Annotated in this window: 22 protein-coding genes; 9 read left to right on the top strand and 13 right to left on the bottom strand. The window is 51.7% G+C overall.

Annotation, left to right across the window (positions count from 1 at the left end):
- Entirely contained in the window at positions 1-192 is a 192-nt protein-coding gene (locus D8682_RS21760; protein WP_064544527.1) for a YpfN family protein, read from the top strand.
- 72 nt (positions 193-264) lie between these two features.
- Here D8682_RS21760 and ypfH read toward each other — a convergent pair whose 3' ends face one another.
- From ypfH to dapA, 6 genes are all read right to left on the bottom strand, one after another.
- The gene (ypfH, locus tag D8682_RS21755) at positions 265-963 is read right to left on the bottom strand and encodes an esterase (protein WP_121815119.1); all 699 of its coding nucleotides are present in this window, start codon (positions 961-963) and stop codon (positions 265-267) included.
- Positions 964-1,037: 74 nt separating this feature from the next.
- Entirely contained in the window at positions 1,038-3,053 is a 2,016-nt protein-coding gene (locus D8682_RS21750) for a tRNA(Met) cytidine acetyltransferase TmcA (RefSeq protein WP_202914352.1), read from the bottom strand.
- 24 nt (positions 3,054-3,077) lie between these two features.
- Positions 3,078-3,953, bottom strand: a complete 876-nt coding sequence (locus tag D8682_RS21745; RefSeq protein WP_064544520.1) for a neutral zinc metallopeptidase — start codon at positions 3,951-3,953, stop codon at positions 3,078-3,080.
- 132 nt (positions 3,954-4,085) lie between these two features.
- A complete protein-coding gene (purC, locus tag D8682_RS21740; protein WP_064544519.1) occupies positions 4,086-4,799 on the bottom strand; it encodes a phosphoribosylaminoimidazolesuccinocarboxamide synthase in 714 nt (237 codons plus the stop codon).
- Between the two features lie 107 nt (positions 4,800-4,906).
- Complete coding sequence (gene bamC, locus D8682_RS21735; RefSeq protein ID WP_064544517.1) at positions 4,907-5,941, bottom strand: outer membrane protein assembly factor BamC; 1,035 nt, start codon at positions 5,939-5,941, stop codon at positions 4,907-4,909.
- A gap of 16 nt (positions 5,942-5,957) precedes the next feature.
- The gene (gene dapA, locus D8682_RS21730; RefSeq protein WP_064544515.1) at positions 5,958-6,836 is read right to left on the bottom strand and encodes a 4-hydroxy-tetrahydrodipicolinate synthase; all 879 of its coding nucleotides are present in this window, start codon (positions 6,834-6,836) and stop codon (positions 5,958-5,960) included.
- Between the two features lie 145 nt (positions 6,837-6,981).
- Here dapA and D8682_RS21725 point away from each other — a divergent pair, with 145 nt between their 5' ends.
- Positions 6,982-7,539, top strand: coding sequence for a glycine cleavage system transcriptional repressor (locus D8682_RS21725; RefSeq protein WP_064544513.1), 558 nt, complete (start codon positions 6,982-6,984; stop codon positions 7,537-7,539).
- Between the two features lie 14 nt (positions 7,540-7,553).
- Positions 7,554-8,024, top strand: a complete 471-nt coding sequence (bcp, locus tag D8682_RS21720; RefSeq protein ID WP_064544511.1) for a thioredoxin-dependent thiol peroxidase — start codon at positions 7,554-7,556, stop codon at positions 8,022-8,024.
- Positions 8,025-8,199: 175 nt separating this feature from the next.
- On the opposite strand, the gene D8682_RS21715 is transcribed toward bcp, so the two are convergent.
- Positions 8,200-9,270: an AI-2E family transporter gene (locus tag D8682_RS21715; RefSeq protein ID WP_121815118.1), complete on the bottom strand. Its 1,071-nt coding sequence runs from the start codon at positions 9,268-9,270 to the stop codon at positions 8,200-8,202.
- A gap of 211 nt (positions 9,271-9,481) precedes the next feature.
- Between D8682_RS21715 and bepA the strand changes: the two genes are divergently transcribed.
- Both bepA and arsC read left to right on the top strand, forming a co-directional pair.
- Positions 9,482-10,945, top strand: coding sequence for a beta-barrel assembly-enhancing protease (gene bepA / locus D8682_RS21710; protein WP_121815117.1), 1,464 nt, complete (start codon positions 9,482-9,484; stop codon positions 10,943-10,945).
- Between the two features lie 11 nt (positions 10,946-10,956).
- Positions 10,957-11,313, top strand: a complete 357-nt coding sequence (arsC, locus tag D8682_RS21705; RefSeq protein WP_064544505.1) for an arsenate reductase (glutaredoxin) — start codon at positions 10,957-10,959, stop codon at positions 11,311-11,313.
- A gap of 133 nt (positions 11,314-11,446) precedes the next feature.
- On the opposite strand, the gene D8682_RS21700 is transcribed toward arsC, so the two are convergent.
- From D8682_RS21700 to upp, 3 genes are all read right to left on the bottom strand, one after another.
- A complete protein-coding gene (locus D8682_RS21700) occupies positions 11,447-12,148 on the bottom strand; it encodes a DnaA inactivator Hda (protein WP_221200562.1) in 702 nt (233 codons plus the stop codon).
- A 99-nt stretch (positions 12,149-12,247) separates the two neighbouring features.
- Positions 12,248-13,534 (bottom strand): uracil permease, encoded by a 1,287-nt coding sequence (gene uraA, locus D8682_RS21695; protein WP_121815115.1) that lies wholly within the window; start codon positions 13,532-13,534, stop codon positions 12,248-12,250.
- Between the two features lie 203 nt (positions 13,535-13,737).
- Positions 13,738-14,364, bottom strand: a complete 627-nt coding sequence (upp, locus tag D8682_RS21690; protein WP_121815114.1) for a uracil phosphoribosyltransferase — start codon at positions 14,362-14,364, stop codon at positions 13,738-13,740.
- A 235-nt stretch (positions 14,365-14,599) separates the two neighbouring features.
- Here upp and purM point away from each other — a divergent pair, with 235 nt between their 5' ends.
- Together purM and purN are read left to right on the top strand one after the other, a co-directional pair.
- A complete protein-coding gene (gene purM, locus D8682_RS21685; protein WP_064544499.1) occupies positions 14,600-15,637 on the top strand; it encodes a phosphoribosylformylglycinamidine cyclo-ligase in 1,038 nt (345 codons plus the stop codon).
- Entirely contained in the window at positions 15,637-16,278 is a 642-nt protein-coding gene (gene purN / locus D8682_RS21680) for a phosphoribosylglycinamide formyltransferase (protein ID WP_064544498.1), read from the top strand. Before purM ends, purN begins: the two co-directional genes overlap by 1 nt.
- 40 nt (positions 16,279-16,318) lie before the next feature.
- Here purN and D8682_RS21675 read toward each other — a convergent pair whose 3' ends face one another.
- On the bottom strand, positions 16,319-16,582 hold the full coding sequence (locus tag D8682_RS21675; protein WP_064544495.1) for a SemiSWEET family sugar transporter: 264 nt from the start codon (positions 16,580-16,582) through the stop codon (positions 16,319-16,321).
- Positions 16,575-17,930, bottom strand: a complete 1,356-nt coding sequence (locus D8682_RS21670) for a glycoside hydrolase family 28 protein (RefSeq protein ID WP_121815113.1) — start codon at positions 17,928-17,930, stop codon at positions 16,575-16,577. Before D8682_RS21670 ends, D8682_RS21675 begins: the two co-directional genes overlap by 8 nt.
- A 444-nt stretch (positions 17,931-18,374) precedes the next feature.
- On the opposite strand from D8682_RS21670, the gene D8682_RS21665 reads away from it, so the two are divergent.
- Positions 18,375-19,820: an MFS transporter gene (locus D8682_RS21665; protein ID WP_064544491.1), complete on the top strand. Its 1,446-nt coding sequence runs from the start codon at positions 18,375-18,377 to the stop codon at positions 19,818-19,820.
- Positions 19,821-19,830: 10 nt separating this feature from the next.
- Entirely contained in the window at positions 19,831-20,937 is a 1,107-nt protein-coding gene (locus D8682_RS21660) for a glycoside hydrolase family 105 protein (protein ID WP_064544489.1), read from the top strand.
- A gap of 44 nt (positions 20,938-20,981) precedes the next feature.
- Here D8682_RS21660 and D8682_RS21655 read toward each other — a convergent pair whose 3' ends face one another.
- A complete protein-coding gene (locus tag D8682_RS21655) occupies positions 20,982-22,643 on the bottom strand; it encodes a hypothetical protein (protein WP_121815112.1) in 1,662 nt (553 codons plus the stop codon).
- Between the last annotated feature and the right edge of the window lie 156 nt (positions 22,644-22,799).

The raw sequence follows: 22,799 nt of genomic DNA, 5'->3' as shown, positions 1-22,799 counted from the left end.
ATGGAATGGCTATCACACTACTGGTGGATTATCGTACTGGTATTTCTACTCGGTATTTTCCTGAATGTTATTAAGGATCTGAAGCGTATCGATCCGAAAAAATATATGGAGAATAAACCCGAGCTTCCCCCGCATCGTGACTTCAACGACAAGTGGGATGACGAAGACGACTTCCCGAAGAAAAAACCTTAGTTTTTGCCCTCACCCCAGCCCTCTCCCCCAGGAGAGGGAGAAGAACCACTCCCGGGGTGAGGGAGTCCCATCTCACATAAACTCAACAATATCGTCGTCGTTCGGTTTACCGCCGCTCAGCGCTTCATCGAAATAATGCTTCGGTACGGTATAACGCAGATGGTCCAGCGCAATCTGAATGCTGCGGTCATCAATGGCGTGACCTAGATCGTCAATCACATCCAGCGTCACATCGCCTCCAAGTTCCGTTAACTTTTCCGAGGCGTCAAAGGCATGTTTCACATCAATCACTTTATCAACATCGCCATGAATCAAATGGATGGTGGTTGAGGTTGATGCGCTTTCAGGAAGCGTTGCATAGCGACCATTAAAAGCAACTACGCGAGAAGCGAGGTACGGCTCGGCTTTCACGCCTTCAAGCGCCATGATAGCCCCTTGCGAGAAACCAATCAGCGCAGTGGCATTTGCCGCGACACCGCTGTGTCTCTGCCAGTCACGCACCACTTCGATAAACGTTGGCATGATGGCATCAACCCTTGCCTGGCGGTTTTCTTCCGTCACTCCGGCAACGGAAAACCATTCCCGACCTTGATACGGGCCACTGGGTGCCGGGCCGCCAATGCTGACCACCAACGCATCAGGAAAATGTGGTGCAAACCAGCCGCCAATTTCACCCATGGCAACAGGATTATCGCCAACACCATGAAATAACAACATCAGTTGCTTAGCCGGAGTGGCAGGGCTTTGGACTACAAAATGGTCATGTTGCATGGTGTTCTCCTTAAGTTTCTGGAGTTGACTATACGCCGACGAATCGCGATGACCATGCCATTTGACTGAACGACTTAGTGGAAAAATTGCAATTGCAAAAGCGCGCTTTTCAGCGCAATGCACTGTTGCTCATCGAGTTTTTCCAGCGCCTTTTGCACTTCCTGACGCATGACGTTCAATAGTGCTTTGCGCCCGGATATGCGCCATTGTTGGCAGAGCATTTCTACACTCAGGTGTTGCTGGATGCGGCCACGCAATGCATTCAGTGGCATATCACTAGTGAGTAATAAGCGATTCAGGGAACCCAGACAGGCTTCCAGCGGGCGATGCCCAAACGCAAAACCTGCCAACTCCAGCCAGTCATCACTGTTTAGCGTAGCCTCTTCACAGCCAATCACGGGTAATGGATGGTCAATCCACGGCTGTAACCAGGCAATATCGCGCTGTAATCGGTGCTGTTCGTGGTGAGTGAGTGCTTCCCCTTGTGGTGTAAGCGGTAACAACGCCATCGCGTTATAGCACCCGCTGCTGGCCTCACGATGGCTGCCCACGCGCACCAGCACGAAGCCACAACTTTCCCAAAAGCGCCAAAGCTCGTCGGTAAAACCAAAACTGACTGAAAGGTAATCTGCGGCCTGCTGCGCGTGAGCTTTCACTCTGGCAATCATTTGTTGGCCGATTTGCTGGCGCTGGCGCAAGGGATGCACCGCAATGCGGCTGACGCGCAAGCCTTTAAACGTGGCCGCTAATGGGCTACCGCCGTGAGCCGCCAGTGATTGTGCAACCAGATTCCCACGCGGGCGCCGGAAGCCAGCCCATACAGCACGGCTCAGGTTCTCACTCAGCCCGCCCTCTTCCACCAGCCAGCTGGCACCTATGGTTTCTTCACCGCAGTTGGCGGCAATGAAATGCTGCCCTGGCGCATCCAGCATCCGCCGCCAGTCCAGTGGTGAAGTGCGATAGTGCGCACCTGACAGTAAGCGATACATATGTTGCAGTTGAAGCGAGGGTTGTGCTTCACGATTGTGTTCAATGAGTTGCAGGGAAATCGTGCCCTGTGCAACGGTGCTGACATCTACCTCATCAAACAGCAAAACCGTGTCGATGAGTTTTTCCAACGGGTCGTTGATAGCCCAGCGAACAGGGGTCGACAGGGTATAGCGCGTTAACGTGTCGAGGCTTGCGCAAAATTTGAGGATAAAGCCTCTTCCGGTTCCTTCGTAACCCTGAACCGTGGTGGTCAGCAACACACGAGGAAAATGGGAGATTAACTGGCGTAATTGAGGAGCCGGAATAGCGGCCGCCTCATCAATGATTAGCCAGTCGGCCTTAAAGGCCTCACTATTGGTGAGCAGCGCGTCTGGCGCAACAAAATTAAAACAATCACCGGCATGTTCAGCGAGCACATCCGTTGCCGCTTTGGCGGGCGCTGTCACCAGCCCCGTACCGGTAATCCTGCGCAGTAACATACCCGCAAGAGCGGATTTTCCACGCCCTCTCGGCGCGGTTACCACCGCAACCCCTCCAGGCATATCCAGCAATGTATCCAGAATAGTCGCCTGCTCATCGAAAGGCGCACCATTAGCCATATGCCACTGTGGACGTGGGGGAAACTCAGAGAGTTTTAGCGGCTGATGCTGCTGCCAGAGCACGCATTCATTGTCGGCTTGAATACAGTGTTGCAGATGAGAGATAAAGTGCGGCGTGGGAATGGCTTCAGATTGCTCACTCCAGCGGGTCGAATCGGAATCGGGACGTAGCGGCCAACTGTTCCACGCGGGCGCAAGCAGTACTAACCAGCTTCCCGCTTTGAGTGTACCGGCCAGGGCAGCGAGCGCTTCGGCATCCAGCCCGTTTCGCGCGTCAAATACTGCGTGCTGAAACTCTCGCCCCAGCAACGTGCGCAGCGCGGTGGTGGCGCAGTGAAGTGGCAGCTCAGGCGCAGCTCCTACCCACAACCAGTCTCCTGGCAGTTGCCGGACGAGAGACCGGACTTGTTGGCTGCTCCACGTGCTTTCACCGGCCAGTATCAACATGCGACGAATACCCGCATCTACCATGCGGGTGGTGGCTTGCCGAAGCTGTTCCATAGCTTGAATCCTTGTCACATCTTGTTATTTGACAGTGTTGCCAAAGGTATTGCACTGGGTAGGGTCACCGCTATCGAAACCGCGTTTAAACCAAGTGTAACGCTGCTCGGAAGTACCATGGGTGAAGCTATCTGGCACTACACGCCCCTGCCCTTGTTGTTGCAGGCGGTCATCGCCAATGGCTTCTGCGGCATTCAATGCTTCCTGTAAATCTCCGGCATCCAGCACTTCTTGTTTCTGCATGCTGTTACCCCAGACACCCGCGAAGCAGTCTGCCTGTAATTCCATTTTTACCGACAGACGATTTCCTTCAGCCTGGCTCGCCCCCTGCTGGAGCTGACGAACTTTCGGTTCAATGCCGAGCAATTTCTGAACGTGATGCCCCACTTCATGAGCAATGACATAACCCTGAGCGAAATCACCATCTGCGCCCAGTTTGTTTTTCATTTCATCGTAGAAAGACAGATCGATATACACCGTGCTGTCTGCCGGGCAGTAAAATGGCCCCATGATTGACTGACCAGTGCCGCACCCGGTACGTGTCGCGCCACGGTACATCACCAGTTTTGGTTGCTGATACGTCCGCCCCATCTTCTGGAAAATTTGCCCCCAGGTATCTTCCGTGGTTGCCAGAATCACCGAGGTAAATTTGGCAGCTTCATCATCGTTAGGGCTGATTGAACGCTGTGTAGATTGCTGTTGAACGGGTTGCCCGCCAGACAACAGTGAAGTCAGGTCAACGCCGTAATAACTCGCGACCACAACCACGATGAGAATGACAATACCGCCTTTACCGCCAGGTAAACGGAACCCGCCACCTCCACCGCCAAAGTTTGGACCTGAAGATTGACCTCTCCTGTCTTCTACATTGTCGCTTTCGCGACGACCTTGCCAGCGCATAATAGACCTCAATATTCACATCTTGTAATCAGTAGATCGTAGGTGGTTAATAGCAGGATTACCATAGGAAACAAGATGTGAAAAAGCCGAATGTGAAAACACATTCGGCTTTAAAAATAATTATGCAGGAAATTAGTCTAATTTAACGCCAAGACGATGAGCCACTTCTTCGTAAGCTTCAATCAAACCACCGAGGCTCTGGCGGAAGCGGTCTTTGTCCATTTTGTCGAGCGTTTGTTTGTCCCACAGGCGGCTACCGTCCGGGGAAAACTCATCACCCAATACGACCTCACCTTTGAATAAACCAAACTCCAGCTTGAAATCGACCAGGATCAGGCCTGCGTCATCGAACAACTTGCTCAGCACGTCGTTAGCTTTGTAGCTCAGCTCACGCATACGCGCCAGGTTCTCTTTGTTCACCCAACCAAACGTTTCGCAATAAGATTCGTTGACCATCGGGTCGTGCATCTCATCGTTTTTCAGGAACAAATCAAACAAGGGTGGATTCAGTTCAATGCCTTCTTCAATACCCAGGCGTTTAACCAATGAACCCGCAGCACGGTTGCGGATAACGCACTCAACCGGCACCATATCGAGCTTCTTCACCAGTATTTCGTTGTCGGAGAGCAGTGCTTCCATTTGCGTAGGAATGCCAGCTTCTTCCAGTTTGGCCATAATGAAATGGTTAAACTTGTTGTTCACCATGCCTTTACGGTCGAACTGTTCGATGCGGGCACCGTCCCCTGCTGACGTATCATTGCGGAATTCGAGCACCAACAGATCCGGGTTTTCCGTGCTGTATACGGTCTTCGCTTTGCCACGATACAACTCAGCTTGCTTTTGCATCTTTCTTACTCCAGGTGTGATTTAACTAAAAATTTCGTTATCCATCGCTACGCACACGTTTGCGTAGCCTGGCAGAAAAAAGGCCAGATTGCTCTGGCCTCTAAAAGTTACTTGCTGAATGCTGCCTGGAATACAGCGACCAGAGCATCGTTCTGGGACTGCGTCAGCGTGTGACCTTTTGGATCGATGAACTGCAGGCTGCTGCGGTTATCGAGGTCGCCCACTTGCAGTTTATAGTCGCCACTGGACAGACCTGGGTCTTTCGCCCCTAAATCTTGCCATGCGCTATCAGACAATGGTTTGTAGGTCACCGCCACGCTACCGGTTGAACGCGTAGCATCGGTGACTTTCATGCCGACTTTCTCAAGCGTTGCAGGTAAACGGCCCCAAACAACGTTGTACGGAGCACGCACTACCAGCATTGGTAAGCCAGTGTCGTCAGCGGCACTTTGCACATCAAGTTGCGTCGCTGCACGGTTGTCTTTCGCGTTCTGCTGGTCAGTCTGGGTTTTATCCAGGCCTGCGCTAATGCTGTTCAACATTTCTGCGCTGTAACGCTGCAGGGATGCCGCGTCAGAAACTGGCTTGCCAGCCTGTTCCAGATTCAGCAGTTTAACCACCACAGCTTGTTGATAGCCCTGCGGTTTCACACTGATCTGGTAGCGCCCACGGTACTGTTGATCTTCATCAGCACGGTTCCATTCTACCCACTCAGTGGACAGAGTCTGGCTCGCGTCATCACGTTTATCAATGCCGTAGTTTTTTGCCTGAAGAACACTGACAACTTGCGGCCACAGCGTTGCGCTACGCGCACTTTCAACCATCAGCGTGGCGGTATCCCCAGTAAACTGAGTGCGCGCGCCACTGACTAATGCCAGAGGTTGAGCTGGCGGACGAATATCCAGCTCTTTGCCTACTGCGCCGCTGCCGTTGGTGACCGGAACATTATATTCACCGTTCTGCACCGGCAGGATCATCCCCGCCGGAGAATGGATTTCCGCAAGTGGTGCTGCATCTAAGTAGGCTTCGTCACCGCTAACCTGGCGCTTATAACGCTGGTCGGTGCTGCATGCTGCCAACAGCATGGCTAACGAAACCACTGCAACTTTCGCCACCATCGACTTCTGTACTGAGTGAGCCATCAAATCTCCCTAAACTTTACAGCAAACCGGCATGCTTGAGCGCGCTAATAATCACCGGACGACTGGCTTCAGTCAGCGGTGTCATTGGCAGGCGTAAGGTATCGGTTGCCACAAGTCCCAACTCCCGACATGCCCATTTGACTGGGATAGGGTTGGGTTCAACAAATAATTTATTGTGCAGCGGCATCAAACGTTCGTTGATAACGCGCGCTTGCGCATATTGCCCATTGGCGGCCAGTTTACACACTTCTGCCATTTCACGCGCGGCTACGTTTGCCGTCACAGAAATCACACCGTGGCCACCTAACTGCATGAAGTCCAGTGCACTAGCATCGTCGCCGCTAACCAGGATGAAGTCATCTTCAACCAGCTCTTTGATCTGGTTTACTCGAGTTAAGTTCCCGGTAGCTTCTTTGATACCGATAATATTTTTGATTTGCGCCAGGCGGCCTACTGTTTCAGGCAGCATGTCACAACCGGTACGAGAAGGAACATTGTACAGCATCTGCGGCAGGTCGGTGCTTTCAGCAATCGCTTTGAAGTGCTGGAACAGTCCTTCCTGAGTTGGACGGTTGTAGTAAGGCGTTACCGTCAGGCAGCCGACGATCCCACTATTTTCAAAACGCTGAGTCAGGGAGATAGCTTCAGAGGTGGCATTTGCGCCAGTCCCTGCGATAACCGGGATACGGCCAGCGGCCAGCTCCAGCGTCATCAGAACCACATCACCGTGCTCTTCATGGCTCAACGTAGCAGACTCTCCGGTGGTCCCCACCGAGACAATCGCCGCAGTCCCGCTGGCAACATGGTAATCAATCAGTTTTTTCAGGCTTGACCGGCAGACATTACCTTTCTCATCCATCGGCGTCACAAGCGCGACAATACTTCCAGTGAACATTGGCCATCCTCTGTGCTAACAAGTGTCTCAATGGTACGTTTGGTGCAGGATCAAAAGCAAGTCACCAGGTGACGCTACACGGTTGTACGCAGGTTTTTTTTATGCTTTCCTTATGATATCTCACCGATTCACAGGAAGAATACGTTTGACTCCCTCACCACACCATTATTTGGTCATTACGGCCCTTGGGGCGGATAGACCTGGTATTGTTAATACCATCACCCGCCATGTGAGCAGTTGCGGCTGTAATATTGAAGACAGTCGCCTGGCTATGCTCGGTGAAGAGTTCACGTTTATTATGCTGCTGTCAGGCAGTTGGAATGCGATTACCCTGATTGAATCGACTCTCCCCCTGAAGGGCGCAGAGTTGGATTTGCTGATTGTCATGAAGCGTACCGCCGCGCAAGAACGCCCGGCAATGCCAGCGACAGTCTGGGTACAGGTGGAAGTCACTGATTCCCCTCATTTAATCGAACGCTTCACCAATCTGTTTGATATTCACCATATGAATATTGCCGAACTGAGTTCTCGTACCCAACCGACTCAAGATGGCCAACCAGCACAGCTTTATATTCAGATTACTGCGCATAGTCCCGCCTCAGAAGATGCGAGCCGGATCGAAGATGAGTTCAAGGCCCTCTGTACAGAACTCAAAGCACAGGGCAGTATTAACGTTGTGAATTATCCACAGCAAGATGATTAAGACGGAGAGTTGTAATGAGCCCACTGAAAGCCGGTGATATCGCACCGAAATTTAGCTTACCCGATCAAGACGGTGAGCAAATAAATTTAACCGACTTCCAGGGACAGCGCGTTCTGGTTTATTTCTATCCTAAAGCAATGACGCCAGGCTGTACCGTGCAAGCATGCGGGTTGCGCGACAACATGGACGAGTTGAAAAAGAAGGGTGTGGAAGTGCTGGGTATTAGCACCGACAAACCAGAAAAACTGTCACGTTTTGCCGAAAAAGAGTTACTTAACTTCACCCTGCTTTCTGATGAAGACCATCAAGTCTGCGAACAATTTGGGGTGTGGGGCGAGAAATCGTTTATGGGTAAAACTTACGACGGCATCCATCGTATTAGCTTCCTGCTTGATGGCGAAGGGAAAGTCGAGAAAGTGTTTGATGATTTTAAAACCAGTAACCATCACGATATTGTGGTGAACTGGCTGAAAGAAAACGCTTAATTAGCGCATCACCCGATTAAAGACAAACGTCTTCGTAGGTCGGATAAGCGCAGCGTCATCCGACACCACTGGCGTAAATGGTGGATGACGCTAACGCTTATCCACCCTACAAAACACATTTATAACCCTTTGCCAGCAATCTGAAAGCCGACTTAACGTCGGCTTTTTACTGTCTCTAATTTGGCTTGTCGTCGATAAGCAGAGTATCTGGCCAGGCATGCACCACCGCTTTAATCAGCGTGGCAAGTGGGATAGCAAAGAACACCCCCCAGAACCCCCACAGTCCACCAAAAATCACCACCGACAGAATAATGACCAACGGGTGCAGGTTAACAGCCTCGGAAAATAGCACCGGCACCAGCAAGTTTCCATCCAGTGCCTGAATGATTAAGTAGACGGCAAACAGCGTCCAGAACTCAGTGCCAAGGCCAAACTGGAATAAAGCGACACACACTACCGGAATAGTCACGACAAATGCGCCAATGTAGGGAATCAGCACCGAGAACCCGACCAGTACCGCCAGCAGCAACGAGTAATTCAGGCCAAAAACCACAAAGCCAATGTACGTCACCACACCCACAACCAGCATTTCCAGCACTTTACCGCGGATATAGTTGGTAATTTGTTGGTTCATCTCCAGCCACACCTGCCCCGCAAGCCCACGATTTCGGGGTAACACGCGGCGCACAGCATTCAGCATCTGCTCTTTATCTTTGACCAGGAAGAACACCATTAGCGGGACGAGTACCAGATAAATAGCTAGCGTTAGCAGGCCAACTAAAGAGGCAAGCGAATACTTCACCACCTGATCGCCCATGCCTATCATGCGCCCGCGCATATTTTCCGCCATCGCATCAATGATGCCCGCGTCCATCAGCGCCGGATAACGCTTCGGCAGCGTTGCGGCATAATCAGAGAGTTTATTCAGCATCCTCGGCATGTCACGAATCAGGTAGATACCCTGTTGCCAGGCGACGGGAGCCACCACTAAGACTAACAACAACAAAATACCAACAAACAACACCAGAACAATTGTCGTCGCCCAGGTACGGGAACACCCGACATGCTGAAGACGCGCAGTGGGCCACTCCAGCAAATAAGCCAACACAATCGCCATCAATAACGGCGCTAACAGCCCATGGAAGAAGAAAAGAATAACAAATCCTGCAACCAGAATGACCAGCAGTGCGATAGCCTCGGGGTCGCTAAACCGCCGTCTATACCACTGCAACAACATTTCGAGCATACATCCCTTCCCTGACAGCATTGTGCGAGGATCGATTGTATCTAAATGTCACAATAAAGACTTCGCTTTTTATCGCTGTTCAATAGCAGTTTAAAATTGACGCAGATAAGATATGTCTTAGTCATGCGGTGAGTTAGAGTTCATCGTAGTGTGCGAACAAAATCAGGTAACACTTGTCGAAGATTAACTTTGATTAAACAGGACAGGACGTATGTTCAAGCAGTTGAAAAAATCGCTGGTTGCAACACTGATGGCAGCTTTGCTTGCGGGTCCGGTCACACCAGCGTTTGCTGATGTGACCGATCAACTGCCAGATATGGGAACTTCAGCCTCAAGCACCCTGTCAATCGGCCAGGAATTGCAGATGGGCGACTATTATGTTCGCCAACTGCGAGGCAGCGCCCCATTAATCAATGATCCTTTACTCGTACAGTACATTAATAAACTCGGCATGCGCCTGGTGAGTAATGCCAATTCGGTTAAGACCCCGTTCCACTTCTTCCTGATTAACAACGACGAAATTAACGCCTTTGCTTTCTTCGGCGGAAATGTGGTGCTGCACTCAGCCCTGTTCCGTTATGCCGATAATGAAAGCCAACTCGCCTCGGTTATGGCGCACGAAATTTCACACGTTACGCAGCGCCACCTGGCGCGTGCCATGGAAGATCAGAAAAAGAACGCCCCTCTGACTTGGGTGGGTGCGTTAGGGTCCATTTTACTGGCGATGGCTAGCCCACAAGCGGGTATGGCGGCACTTAGCGGTACGCTTGCGGGAACGCAGCAGGGCATGATCAGCTTTACACAACAGAACGAACAGGAAGCTGACCGCATCGGGATTCAGGTGTTGCAGCACGCGGGCTTTGATCCGCAAGCGATGCCGACATTCCTGGAGAAACTCCTCGACCAGTCACGTTATTCCTCGCGTCCGCCGGAAATTCTTCTTACTCACCCATTACCAGAAAGCCGTTTATCAGATGCCCGTAACCGCGCCAACCAAATGCGGCCAGTGGTGGTGCAATCTTCTGAAGATTTTTACATGGCAAAAGCCCGTACGCTTGGGATGTACAACTCAGGTCGTAACCAGTTAACCAATGATTTGTTGGATAGCTGGTCGAAGGGCAATATCCGTGAACAGCATGCCGCCACTTATGGCCGTGCGCTTCAGGCAATGGGGGCAGAAAAATGGGATGAGGCGCGCAAGCTATTGCAACCGCTACTCTCAGCGCAGCCGGCTAATGAGTGGTATCTCGATTTATCGACCGATATCGACCTTGGGCAGAAGAAAACCGCAGATGCGATTAATCGCCTGAAGAACGCCCCAGGCCTGAAACAAAACCCGGTGTTGCAGCTAAACCTTGCCAACGCCTACATGCAGGCGGGCCAGCCTAACCAGGCAGCAGAAATCCTTAATCGCTATACCTTTGCTCATCCGGACGACAGCAACGGCTGGGACTTGTTAGCGCAAACCCAGGCTGCGTTGGGTAATCGCGATCAAGAACTCGCCGCTCGTGCCGAAGTTATGGCGCTGGTCGGGAAACTCGATCAGGCTATTACGCTGCTCAGTGGTGCCAGCGCTCAAGTTAAGTTGGGTAGTTTGCAACAAGCGCGTTATGACGCGAGAATCGATCAGTTCCGCGAATTGCAAAAACGTTTCCTTCAGTATTCGAAGATGTAACAGGAGTTACGATGTCCACAACTGTTTCTATTTATCACAATCCACGCTGCTCCAAGAGCCGTGAAACATTAAGCCTGCTGAAAGCGAATGGCATAGAACCTGAAGTGGTGTTGTATCTGGAAACCCCGCCCGATGCCGCAACGATAGAATCATTGCTGAGCAAACTGGGTTTTGGCAGCGCACGTGACCTGATGCGTCAGAAAGAGGATTTATACAAGGAGTTGAATCTGGCTGAGCCGACATTAAGCGAGGATCAATTGATTCAGGCGATGGTCAAGAATCCAAAATTGATTGAACGCCCGATTGTGCTGGCGAATGGCGAAGCAAGAATTGGCCGCCCGCCGGAGTCGGTGCTGGAGATTTTGTAATTTAGTGATTTAACGCCCTCACCCTAACCCTCTCCCCCAGGAGAGGGAATTTCCCTGTTTTCTCCTTCGCACTCAGGAGAGGGACTTGGTTTTCTCCTTCTCCCTCAGGGAGAAGGCCGGGATGAGGGTGGTTTTACAGCCCCAAAATCTCTTTCACAAACGGGATAGTCAATTTACGTTGCGCTGTAATCGAAGCCAGATCAAGCTGATCAAGCGTCATAAACAGCGTACGCATTTCCCTGTCCAGACGTTTTAGCAGGAAACGCCCCACGTCCTCGGGCAATTCAAAACCACGAAGTCGGGATCGCAATTGCAGCGCCTGGAGTTTGTCATCATCGGAAAGCGGTTGCAGCTTATAGATTTGGCCCCAATCAAGGCGTGATGCGAGATCGGGCAATTGCAGGTTGAGCTGGCGCGGTGGGCGATCGCCGGTAATTAACAGCCGCGTTTTGCCAGATTCCAGAATGCGGTTATAGAGATTAAAAATCGCCATTTCCCACAGTTCGTCGCCCGCAACACACTCAATATTGTCGATACACACCAACGAAAGCTGTTCCATGCCATCAAGCACTTCCGGAACAAACCAGGTGCGTTTATCGAGAGGCACATAGCCAACGGCTTCGCCACGTTGCGAGAGTTCCGCACAGGCTGCATGAAGCAAGTGGCTACGTCCTCCTCCTTCTCGCGACCAGAAATAGATATATCCGCTGTGATCCTGACGGAGCACGGACTGGAGTGCGGCGAGTAAAGAAGGGTTATCACCCGGCCAGAAACTTGCAAAAGTTTCGTCATCAGGCAAATAGAGTGGCAGTGATAGCTGTGCCGGCGTATTCAGAATTACCTCAACCATAACAGGCAGAAAAACGCAGAGAGTCTATCACAGAATTGGCGATCAGGAGAACCGGGCGCACACGTCGCCCGGCTTGCATCAAAACTACGGTTTTACGTTGGTTTCTTCTGCATCAAGCACCACTTCTTCCGGACGCAGGATACTGATCAATTTGAAGATCAGGCTCAGACCAATACCGACGATAGTCGCCAGCGCCATCCCTTTCAGCTCAGCCGCACCAATATGTAGGGTCGCACCGCTGACGCCAACGATCAGAATGATAGCGGTCAGGATCAGGTTCTGCGTTTTGTTGTAATCCACTTTCGAATCAATCAGCACGCGGATACCTGAAGCGCCGATCACCCCATACAGCAACAGAGAAACACCGCCGATTACCGGAACCGGGATGATTTGGATCGCCGCCGCCAGTTTACCGACACACGACAACAGAATCGCGATAATCGCCGCACCGCCGATAACCCAGGTGCTGTACACGCGGGTGATCGCCATAACGCCAATGTTTTCACCATAAGTGGTGTTCGGCGTAGAGCCGAAGAAACCGGAAATCACGGTGGAAAGACCGTTAGCAAACATCGAACGATGCAGACCTGGGTCGCGGATCAGATCCTTTTTGACGATATTCGCCGTCACCACCAGGTGCCCGACGTGCTCGGCGATAACCACCAGCGCTGCTGGCAAAATGGTGAAGATGGCAAACCACTCAAAGCGCGGCGTGTAGAAGGTTGGCAATGCAAACCACGGAGCCTGAGCAATCGCCGCGGTATCCACAATCCCGACGGCAAATGACAGCGCGTAGCCAGTCAGCACGCCGATCAGAATTGGGATAATTGCCAGAAAACCACGGAACAAGACTGAGCTAAATACCGTCACACCCAGCGTTACCAGCGAGATCAGGATGCTGGTGGTATTCGGTTCGGTACCCGCAGCTGGCAATAGGCCTGACATTTCTGCGGCAACACGTGCCAGTTCCAGGCCGATAACCGCCACAATTGCGCCCATTGCCGCCGGAGGGAACATCACATCCAGCCAGCCGGTACCGGCTTTTTTCACAATCAGCGCCACGATACAGAACAACACACCGCACATAATAAAGCCGCCCAGCGCCACTTCATAACCCAATGGCAACAGCAGCAGCACTGGCGAAATAAACGCAAAACTTGAACCGAGATACGCCGGGATTTTGCCTTTACAGATAAAGAGGTACAGCAGCGTCCCGATCCCATTAAACAGCAAAACCGTAGCCGGGTTGATGTGGAACAGGAATGGCACCAGAACGGTAGCTCCAAACATAGCGAACAGGTGCTGTAAGCTTAACGGTATCGTTTGCAGCAGGGGTGGTCTTTCGTGTACCCCAATGGCGCGGCGCGTCATAATGTTGTCCTCTGAATGATGGTGTTGTTGTGTTTTAGTCAAAAAAAAGCCGACTCTCAAAGTCGGCTCAATTTTTTAATGCTCAATAGATTTCGGATTGCAGGAAGGCGGCAACTGCGCAAATCCCTGGGAGCGTAGATTTGCTACGTGACCAAGGTGAGCAAAGGCAGCCAACGCATCAGCAATTCGAAAGATGAAGAGCATTATTTGGTACCAAAAATCTTATCGCCGGCATCGCCAAGCCCCGGAATAATGTATCCGTGCTCGTTCAGACCCTGATCGATAGAAGCAGTAAACAGCTCTACGTCCGGGTGCGCTTTTTCCAGTGCCGCGATACCTTCTGGTGCTGCCACCAGAACCAGCACCTTAATGCTGGTACAACCGGCATTCTTCAGCAGGTCGATAGTGGCAATCATAGAACCGCCGGTTGCCAGCATTGGGTCAACCACCAGCGCCATACGTTCTTCAATGTTAGAAACCAGTTTCTGGAAGTAAGGCACCGGCTCCAGGGTTTCTTCATTACGATAGATACCCACTACGCTGATACGTGCGCTTGGAACGTTTTCCAGCACGCCTTCCATCATGCCCAAACCGGCACGCAGAATTGGCACAACGGTAATCTTTTTGCCTTTGATCTGGTCAATTTCTACCGGGCTATTCCAGCCTTCGATAGTGACTTTTTCAGTTTCCAAATCCGCCGTGGCTTCGTAAGTTAGCAAGCTGCCAACTTCTGAGGCGAGTTCACGAAAGCGTTTGGTGCTAATGTCGTTCTCACGCATCAGGCCCAGCTTGTGTTTGACGAGTGGGTGTTTGACTTCCACGATCTTCATACTCTTTCTCCCCGAGATAGTTGGCCACCACAAAAAAAATCGCCGGATTATACCGCTTTTTGATGGTGGTGCCACAGGAATTGGCACTGATTGGGGTTGATCAAGATCAACGAGACTGGAATGAGTATATATCAACAATAATTACATCCTGCTGAATAAGGGGCTCGCAAACGTTTGCCTGCACTGTTAGAATTGCGGCGTTTTTTATTCCTAACCCATCCGCGGGGACTTAGCAGTGACCGACAAAACTTCTCTTAGCTATAAAGATGCCGGTGTTGATATTGATGCTGGTAACGCTCTGGTCGATAAAATCAAAGGTGTAGTGAAAAAGACCCGCCGCCCGGAAGTGATGGGTGGCCTGGGCGGTTTCGGTGCGCTGTGTGCGTTACCGCAGAAGTATCGTGAACCTGTGCTGGTTTCCGGCACCGACGGTGTGGGTACTAAACTGCGTCTGGCTATGGATTTAAAACGTCACGACACAATCGGCATCGACCTGGTGGCCATGTGTGTGAACGACCTGGTCGTTCAGGGTGCTGAACCGCTGTTCTTCCTCGATTATTACGCAACGGGCAAACTTGAAGTCGAAACGGCTGCAAGCGTCATTACTGGTATTGCCGAAGGTTGTCTGCAATCTGGCTGCGCATTAGTCGGCGGTGAAACTGCTGAAATGCCGGGCATGTACCACGGTGAAGATTACGACGTGGCTGGTTTCTGTGTCGGCGTGGTCGAGAAATCTGAAATCATCGACGGCTCCAAAGTGACCGATGGCGATGTGCTGATTGCGCTGGCTTCCAGTGGCCCGCATTCCAACGGTTATTCTCTGGTGCGTAAAGTGCTGGAAGTGAGCGGTACTGACCCACTGACTACCGAATTAGAAGGCAAACCGCTGGCAGATCACCTGCTGGAACCGACGCGCATTTACGTGAAGTCGATTCTGGAATTGATTGAACAGGTTGACGTTCACGCGATTGCTCACCTGACCGGTGGCGGTTTCTGGGAAAATATCCCACGCGTTCTGCCAGACAACACTCAGGCGATTATCACTGAATCTTCATGGCAGTGGCCTGCGGTATTCGGCTGGTTACAACAAGCCGGAAATATCAGCCGTCATGAAATGTACCGCACCTTTAACTGTGGCGTGGGTATGCTGATTGCGCTGCCTGCTGCTGAAGCGGACAAAGCGGTTGAGTTTTTGAATGCAAAAGGTGAAAACGCCTGGAAAATCGGTAGTATCAAAGCTTCCGATTCCTCTGAGCGCGTGGTTATTGAGTGATGAAACGCATTGTGGTGCTGGTTTCCGGCAACGGAAGCAATCTTCAGGCAATCATTGATGCCTGCAAGCTTAAAAAGATTAATGGCACTGTAGCGGCTGTATTCAGTAATAAAACCGAAGCTTTTGGGCTTGAACGTGCGCGTGAAGCAGAAATTCCTGCTCACGCGTTAACCGCCAGCCAGTTCGTCGATCGCGCAGCGTTCGATCGTGAGTTAATGCTTGAGATCGACGCTTACGCCCCGGATCTGGTGGTTTTGGCAGGTTACATGCGTATTTTGAGCCCAGAGTTTGTCGGGCATTATGCCGGGCGCTTGATTAACATCCACCCTTCTCTGTTGCCGAAATATCCCGGCCTGCATACCCATCGTCAGGTGCTGGAAAACGGTGATGAAGTCCATGGGACATCGGTGCATTTTGTCACCGAAGAACTGGATGGTGGCCCGGTTATTCTGCAAGCCGAAGTGCCTGTTTTTGAAGGTGATGACGAAGAAGACATCACCGCTCGCGTGCAGAATCAAGAACACGCAATTTATCCGTTAGTCGTTTCCTGGTTTATTGAGGGGCGGCTGGAGATGCGTGAAAACAGCGCCTGGCTTGATGGCAAAGAATTACCACCGCAAGGCCACGCTGCAGACGAGTAAATCAACTGCCTTCTCCTCAACAGAGAAGGCAGTATCCCGCTTATTTCGCTCGTTCGTTCATCACCTTCATTGTTAACACGGTCGCCGCTAACAACAGGGTGATACCGTTGGCGATCATCAGCGGCATATCACCGCTTGTTAGCCCATAAAGCAACCAACATAACACCCCAAAAACAAACACCAGATACATACTCAGAGAGATCGCTTTAGTATCGCGATTTTTCAGGATATGAATCACTTGCAGGGCAAAAGAACCGGTGGTGCAGCAGGCAGCAACTCCACCCAGCCATGCGAAATCAGACATCTTGTTTTACTCCATCACACTCTACCAATACCACAGCCTGTTCGTTCCAGTCGGAAGGTAGAGGCTGTGGACGAAAAACATCGATATTGCGCAGCGTCAGGCCATTCACTCCACAGCAATACAGCGCGGGCAAACCACCGGGATAAGCCTCAACACCGTAAGCACGCTGCGTATCTGGATTAAGACACCAGGCGTTGTCCAGCCCCATACCCGTTGGCGAAAGCGGGTTACAGGGTGGACGAATGTCGTATAAACCCTGCTCCGGGGAGGCGCTGATGCTTTGGGTGAGTTGCAAACCATCAATGATTACCTGGCGCACCAGTCCTGGTTGCTCGCTGTGTAAATTAACCGCCCCTTCACTCACGCCGGTTAAACCACGGAACTGGATAAACTCAATCGCACCAGGTTGAATCGCCGGGTCACGGAAACGGGCAGACAAGTAGACTGGATCAGCCTTACCCCAATGGCAGGCATGCACCATCTCGCAGTTAAAAGTGATGTTACTGAAGACCATGCGTCGTAAGCGTCCGCCGTCACGGGAGACAATCCCGATGGCGCGGTTTGATTCGTAAATGGCACAGTTGGTGACACAAATATCTTCAATGTCTTCCCAGGTTTCAGTACCAATTTTTACCGCACAACTTTTGGAACGTAACGTGCAGTTGTTCACTACCACATGGCGCGTCGGGCGTTGCAACGGTGCCGGTTTACGGCTCGTCTTCAGGCAGATAGTGTCATCGGCGGCGCTGAAATGACTATTGCTGATATGCACTTGCTGGCAACTGTCGATATCCAGTGCATCGGTATTAGCCAGTGAAAGATCGTTATCGATGGTGATGCCATGTACTTTTACCAGCTCACACGCCACCAGATGAATCGTCCACATTGGGGCATTTTCGATAGTAAAGTCGCGGAGCTGTACGTGACGGCAATCTTCAAAAACAATCATGCGCGGGCGCTGTTCGGCAGGCTTGCGATAGCCCATATCATCGGCCTGTGCATCAAACCAGCCGTCAGCATTGCCATTAATCTTCCCGGCGCCACAGATGGTGATGTTATGCGCACCATAGGCGTATAAGAATGCCCAGCGCGAGCATTCCGCCTGGCTTTTAGTGGTGGCTTGCCCAAAGTCCTGGCCGTCATCGCTGACCCACAACTCAGCACCAGCCTGCAAACTGAGTGTAATATTGGAACCAAGTGTCAGACCACCCAGTCTGTAACAGCCACTTTCAACTTCCAGCGTTCCTCCCCCCTGTTGCGCCAAAGTATCCAGCGCTTTCTGGAAGCGGAGCGTATCGTGATTCTTATCGTCAGTATTCGCCCACTGCGGGGTCAGAGTCAGTTTCATGGTTCTCTCATCACTCGATGTAATAGACCCAGACATCTCACCATGCCCCTTCTCAGCACTCCACCGCGCCGCAATAGCTGATTAGCAGGAATGTTGCCTGACTCGCAAAATACCTTTTGCCCTGGGGTAAAAGGTGATCTTCATCACATCAGGTTTAAGCAGCATTTTTCCATTAGTGACGCAGATCGCACTTTATTGCCCTTTCTGGCTTCCACGCCGCTCAAATACCAGGGGAACGATGAATACACATTCGATATTTCCCCACCCCCTTCGCATTACCGGACAAAACCCTTCCTGTCGCCATAGAGACTGCGGCCCACACTTCGTACCGTAGATGCCGAACTCCTTTTTTATCGACACGAGATAAGAACAATGGACACAACGACAAAAAACACGGCTCCAGCTGGAAGGGAAGTCAAAACCAAAAATATTCTCGCCTGGGGTATGGGCGATATTTTTGGTAGTGGCGCGATGACCATTACCGGCCTTTGGCTGCTGTATTTCTATATTGAGGTTGCCGGGTTATCGCCTGCTGCTGCCGCTTCCATCTTTGCCATCGCCAAAATTTGGGATGGGATTACCGACCCGGTGATGGGCTACATCACGGATAACATTCGCAGCCGTTGGGGACGCCGCCGCCTGTTCTTTATTATTGGCGCACCGTTCTCACTGACCTTCGCCTTGATGTGGATGAGTGGCTACGGATACTTCTGGTATCTCGGCACCTATTTGCTGTTCAGCACTGTCTTCACATTGCTGATGGTGCCTTACGATACGCTACCTGCGGAGATGACCAACCGCTACGAAACCCGCTCGAAAATGTCGGGTGCACGTATGCTGTTTGCACAAGCCACCGCGTTTCTTTCCGCACTGATACCTGGGCAAATTCTGGCGCATGTTGCTGATAAAGATCAGGCATTTATGCTTATCGGTATTACCTTCGCCGTGCTGTTCTCGCTGCCGTGGATTTTCGTCTGGCGTGGCACCTGGGAGCGTGACAACCTGCCGCCGCCACAAACGCAAACCGGGCTGCTCAACACGCTGAAATCTCTGTATCGGGAAATGTTGTCAACGTTTCGCCTTAAGACCTTCCGCATTCATATCATGATGTATGTCGGCGGCGCGGTTGCACTGGATATCTTCGGCTCGCTGTTTATGCACTTCATGACCTACGTGCTGCAAATCAGTGCCGGTCTGGCTTCGCAGGCGCTGAGCCTGATGACCTTGTTCCAGTTTCTCGCCATCCCTGTTTTCACCTGGCTGTGTATTCGCGTCGGCAACGGCCATGCGTATAAAGCGGCTATCGGCATGATTTTGATAAGCCTGGTCTACTTCAGCCAACTTTCCGCAAGCTACGCCTCCATTGGCATGCTGGTGCTTGGCGGGGCTGTCATGATGGGTATCGCGCGTGGTGGTACCTATCTCATTCCATGGAACGTGTACAACTTCTTACCTGATGTCGATGAGGCTTACACCGGCGTGCGCCGTGAAGGGATCTATGCCGGTGTCATGATGTTGACCCGCAAATTCTCCCAGGCACTGGCACTGTTTATTGTTGGTCTGGCGCTTGAGTCTTTCGGTTTTACCAAAGGTGTGGCATCGCAAAGCAGCACGGCCATTGATGGCATCTGGTGGGTGTTCGTTGTCGGCCCTGGTGTGTTGGCAGTCATGGCGATGTGCGGTGCTTTCCGCTTCCGCCTCAGCCAGTCACGCCACCAGGTACTGATCAGCGAACTGGAACGCTTACGTGCAGGTGGGAAACCGGAAGATGCCAGCCCTGAGACCAAAGAGGTTGTCGAAACCCTGACCGGCCACCCGCACAGCAATGCTAACTGGGCGTATCGTCCAACCCACGAAATCAAAATTACTCCAGCTACAACTTCTGTTTAAGGAACAGACCATGACTACGACACTGTTATCCCCAACCCGTGAACACACCACTGAGCTGATTGATAGCCTGATTGGTGGTCTGGTCGACATCAAAGACGCTGACGGGCGTTTTTTACAACGCCTCAGTGATGGCCGAATTGTTGATACCAAAGGCTGGGCAGGCTGGGAATGGACACACGGAATCGGCCTGTTTGGTTTATATCGCTACTATCAAGTAAGCGGCTCTGAGCGCGCCAAAGAGCTTATCGACCTCTGGTTTAGCGATCGTTTTGCCGAAGGCACTCCGGTCAAAAACGTCAATACTGCCTGCCCATTCCTGACACTGGCATTATGTTATGAAGAGCAGCCAAATCCGCAATGGCTGCCATACCTGGAAACCTGGGGCCGTTGGCTCCAGCACCAGCTGCCGCGCACCGATGAAGGCTGCTTCCAGCATGTGACTTATGAAAACGACCACCACCAGCAAATCTGGGACGATACGCTGATGATGGCAGTTCTTCCGCTGGCTAAGATTGGCAAAATGCTCAACAAACCAGAGTGGATTGAAGAAGCGAAGTATCAGTTTACTCAGCATATTCAGTACCTGGCGGAACCTAAAACAGGGCTGTGGTATCACGGCTGGAACTTTGAAGGGCGACACCATTTTGCTGGCGCACTGTGGGCGCGTGGCAACAGCTGGATTACGCTCGCCATTCCTGAGTTTTTGGAGTTGTTAGATTTATCACCGCAGGACGCGCTGTATCGCCAGTTGTGCAATGTTTTGCGCAATCAGGTCGCGGCACTGGCCGAATGCCAGGCGGAAAATGGCCTGTGGCCAACGCTGCTTAATGACCCTGAAAGCTATGTTGAAGCTTCGGCCAGTGCTGGCTTCGCGGCGGGGATCTTCAAAGCTGTGCGTCTGGGTTACCTGGAAAGCCACTGGCTGCCAGTCGCACAACGCGCCACCGATGGGATTATCAAGCACATCACGCCAGAAGGTGAATTGACGCAGGTTTCATTTGGTACCGCGATGGGTCACGACCTTGACCACTACCGAAACATTCCACTGACCTCAATGCCATACGGGCAAGCAATGGCCATTCTTTGCCTGGTTGAATCACTGCGTTTACACATCTAGTCATCAGGTGGATAAAGCTTTTGCTTTATCCACCTTTTCTCCCCCTAACCTGACAATTTCGCTAACTCTTTGCTTAAACTCCCGGCCAGTGCGCGGGCGCGCCCGGCATCAAACATCACATGAATGGCCGGAGGAATGTCACTCCATTTGCCACAGAAATCTTCCATCTCATGAGCGGTGCCATACAAAGCCTGAATATTGGCCTGGCAAACTTCACGTAGGCTCCAGTTGTTTTCAACTTCACGCGCGTAGTGCAGGGTGAAAAAGGCTTTCTGCGCATGAATAAACGCCCGGCAATATAAAAACAGCCCCTGCCACTCCGTTTGCCAGCGTTGCGCTAATGCTGGCGGGAAGCCAGCATGTTTCGCGAATTCTAATGCCTGGCGCTGTGCATTTTCCGCCCCTTGCCAGGCGAGATCTTTCTCGGCAGCAATCAACGACAGCTTCCGTGAAGCCCCTACCGCATCCTGGCTTGCAAAGACGATGTCATCAGCAGAACCGGGCAACCAGTGGTTACGGTTAAGTTGCCCGTACAAACTCCAGACCACCTGGCCGTAGCTTTCAGGCAACAAGCTGTGACGATGAAAAACATGGTGGCGGGCATAAATAGCGCTGTAAATCACCTGATGCGCCTGTTCAAATAACCCCATTAGTACCAGAAGCTGTTGTTCATCCGCCGGCCATTGCCAGCATTCCAGTAACCAACGTTTCAGCAGTTGCGCGATATTCTCTGACGGAGCCTGGGGATCGAGAAATTTGGCGCAGCTAAACAGATTAAATTCACTTAACGTGCCAATCACACAGTGGTTATCGATACCTTCCCAACTGGCTTTGCATAACACACCTTTGATCGCCGGATTGCTGGCCCGGCACCACAGTAATCGCCCCTGGATTTCATCAACGCGGATAAACGGCAGATTTCCCCAGCAGACCTCTTCGCCTGCGGCATCGACTTCCGCCCAGACTTCGCGGTCTGTAATCGCCAGCAATGCCGGGTTATTAGGGAATTCGGGCCAGAAGCGTTCTGGTGTCAGTTTTATCGACACCGCCACATCAGCAGGTAAACCGGTGATAGCTTCAAGAACCGGTTCAACGCCGTCGATACTGGCGGGAAAAAGACGCAGTACCAGATGTTTGTGATGGCGAGCCATGACCTGAGCGGCAGCATTAAAGCAGCAACGATAAAGCGCCGAGCTGGCCGATTTTTTTTGCTGCGCCACGTTCTTTTTCCAGTCAGGCGTGGCTATCGGCACCAGACTGTCGGTATTGGAAATGGCCAGCAGCAGGCCATCTATCGCGGGAATCTGCTGGCACACCAGCGCCAGTTTATCGGCCAGATACTGGCTCCAGAAATCAACATCAAAACGCAGGCCGCCGTGACCATCGAATAATTGCGGTTGATGGAGCAGTAAATCAGCCGGAAAGCCTAGCTCTTTAGCCTGCAGATAAAAACGCAGACCGCGCGCTTTGCAATACTGAGCAAGCCGATTCAGGTAAACGCAACAGCAACGCTGATGCACGGAGATACGGTCATTGTATTGCGCAGGAGTGTAGCCCGCCGGAGTGACAAGCTTGCCGAGCAGATCGGTTTGCCCGATCACCACGGTATTAAAGTTATGTGCACAAGCGTAATCGACAAACTGGCAGGCTTGATGCCAGTTCCATAGCTCCTGGTTGTTCAGTTCAAGCGCCCGTGTTTCCCACATTCCCTACTCCTACTACAGTTTAAAACGCTATTTTAATTTATAGTTTCGCCTGTGACTGTTTCCTTTCTCACAGAGTCATGCGCTATACCTGAAGTTATTCAGACCCCAGCATTGGACAATCCCCGCCAAAGCTCGCCATAATGTCCAACGTGACGG

It is taken from the genome of Buttiauxella sp. 3AFRM03 (assembly GCF_003675305.1).
In the GTDB taxonomy this organism is placed as follows: domain Bacteria; phylum Pseudomonadota; class Gammaproteobacteria; order Enterobacterales; family Enterobacteriaceae; genus Buttiauxella; species Buttiauxella ferragutiae.
The sequence above is the reverse complement of the archived record's forward strand: the minus strand, read 5'-3'. Positions and strand labels throughout refer to the sequence as shown.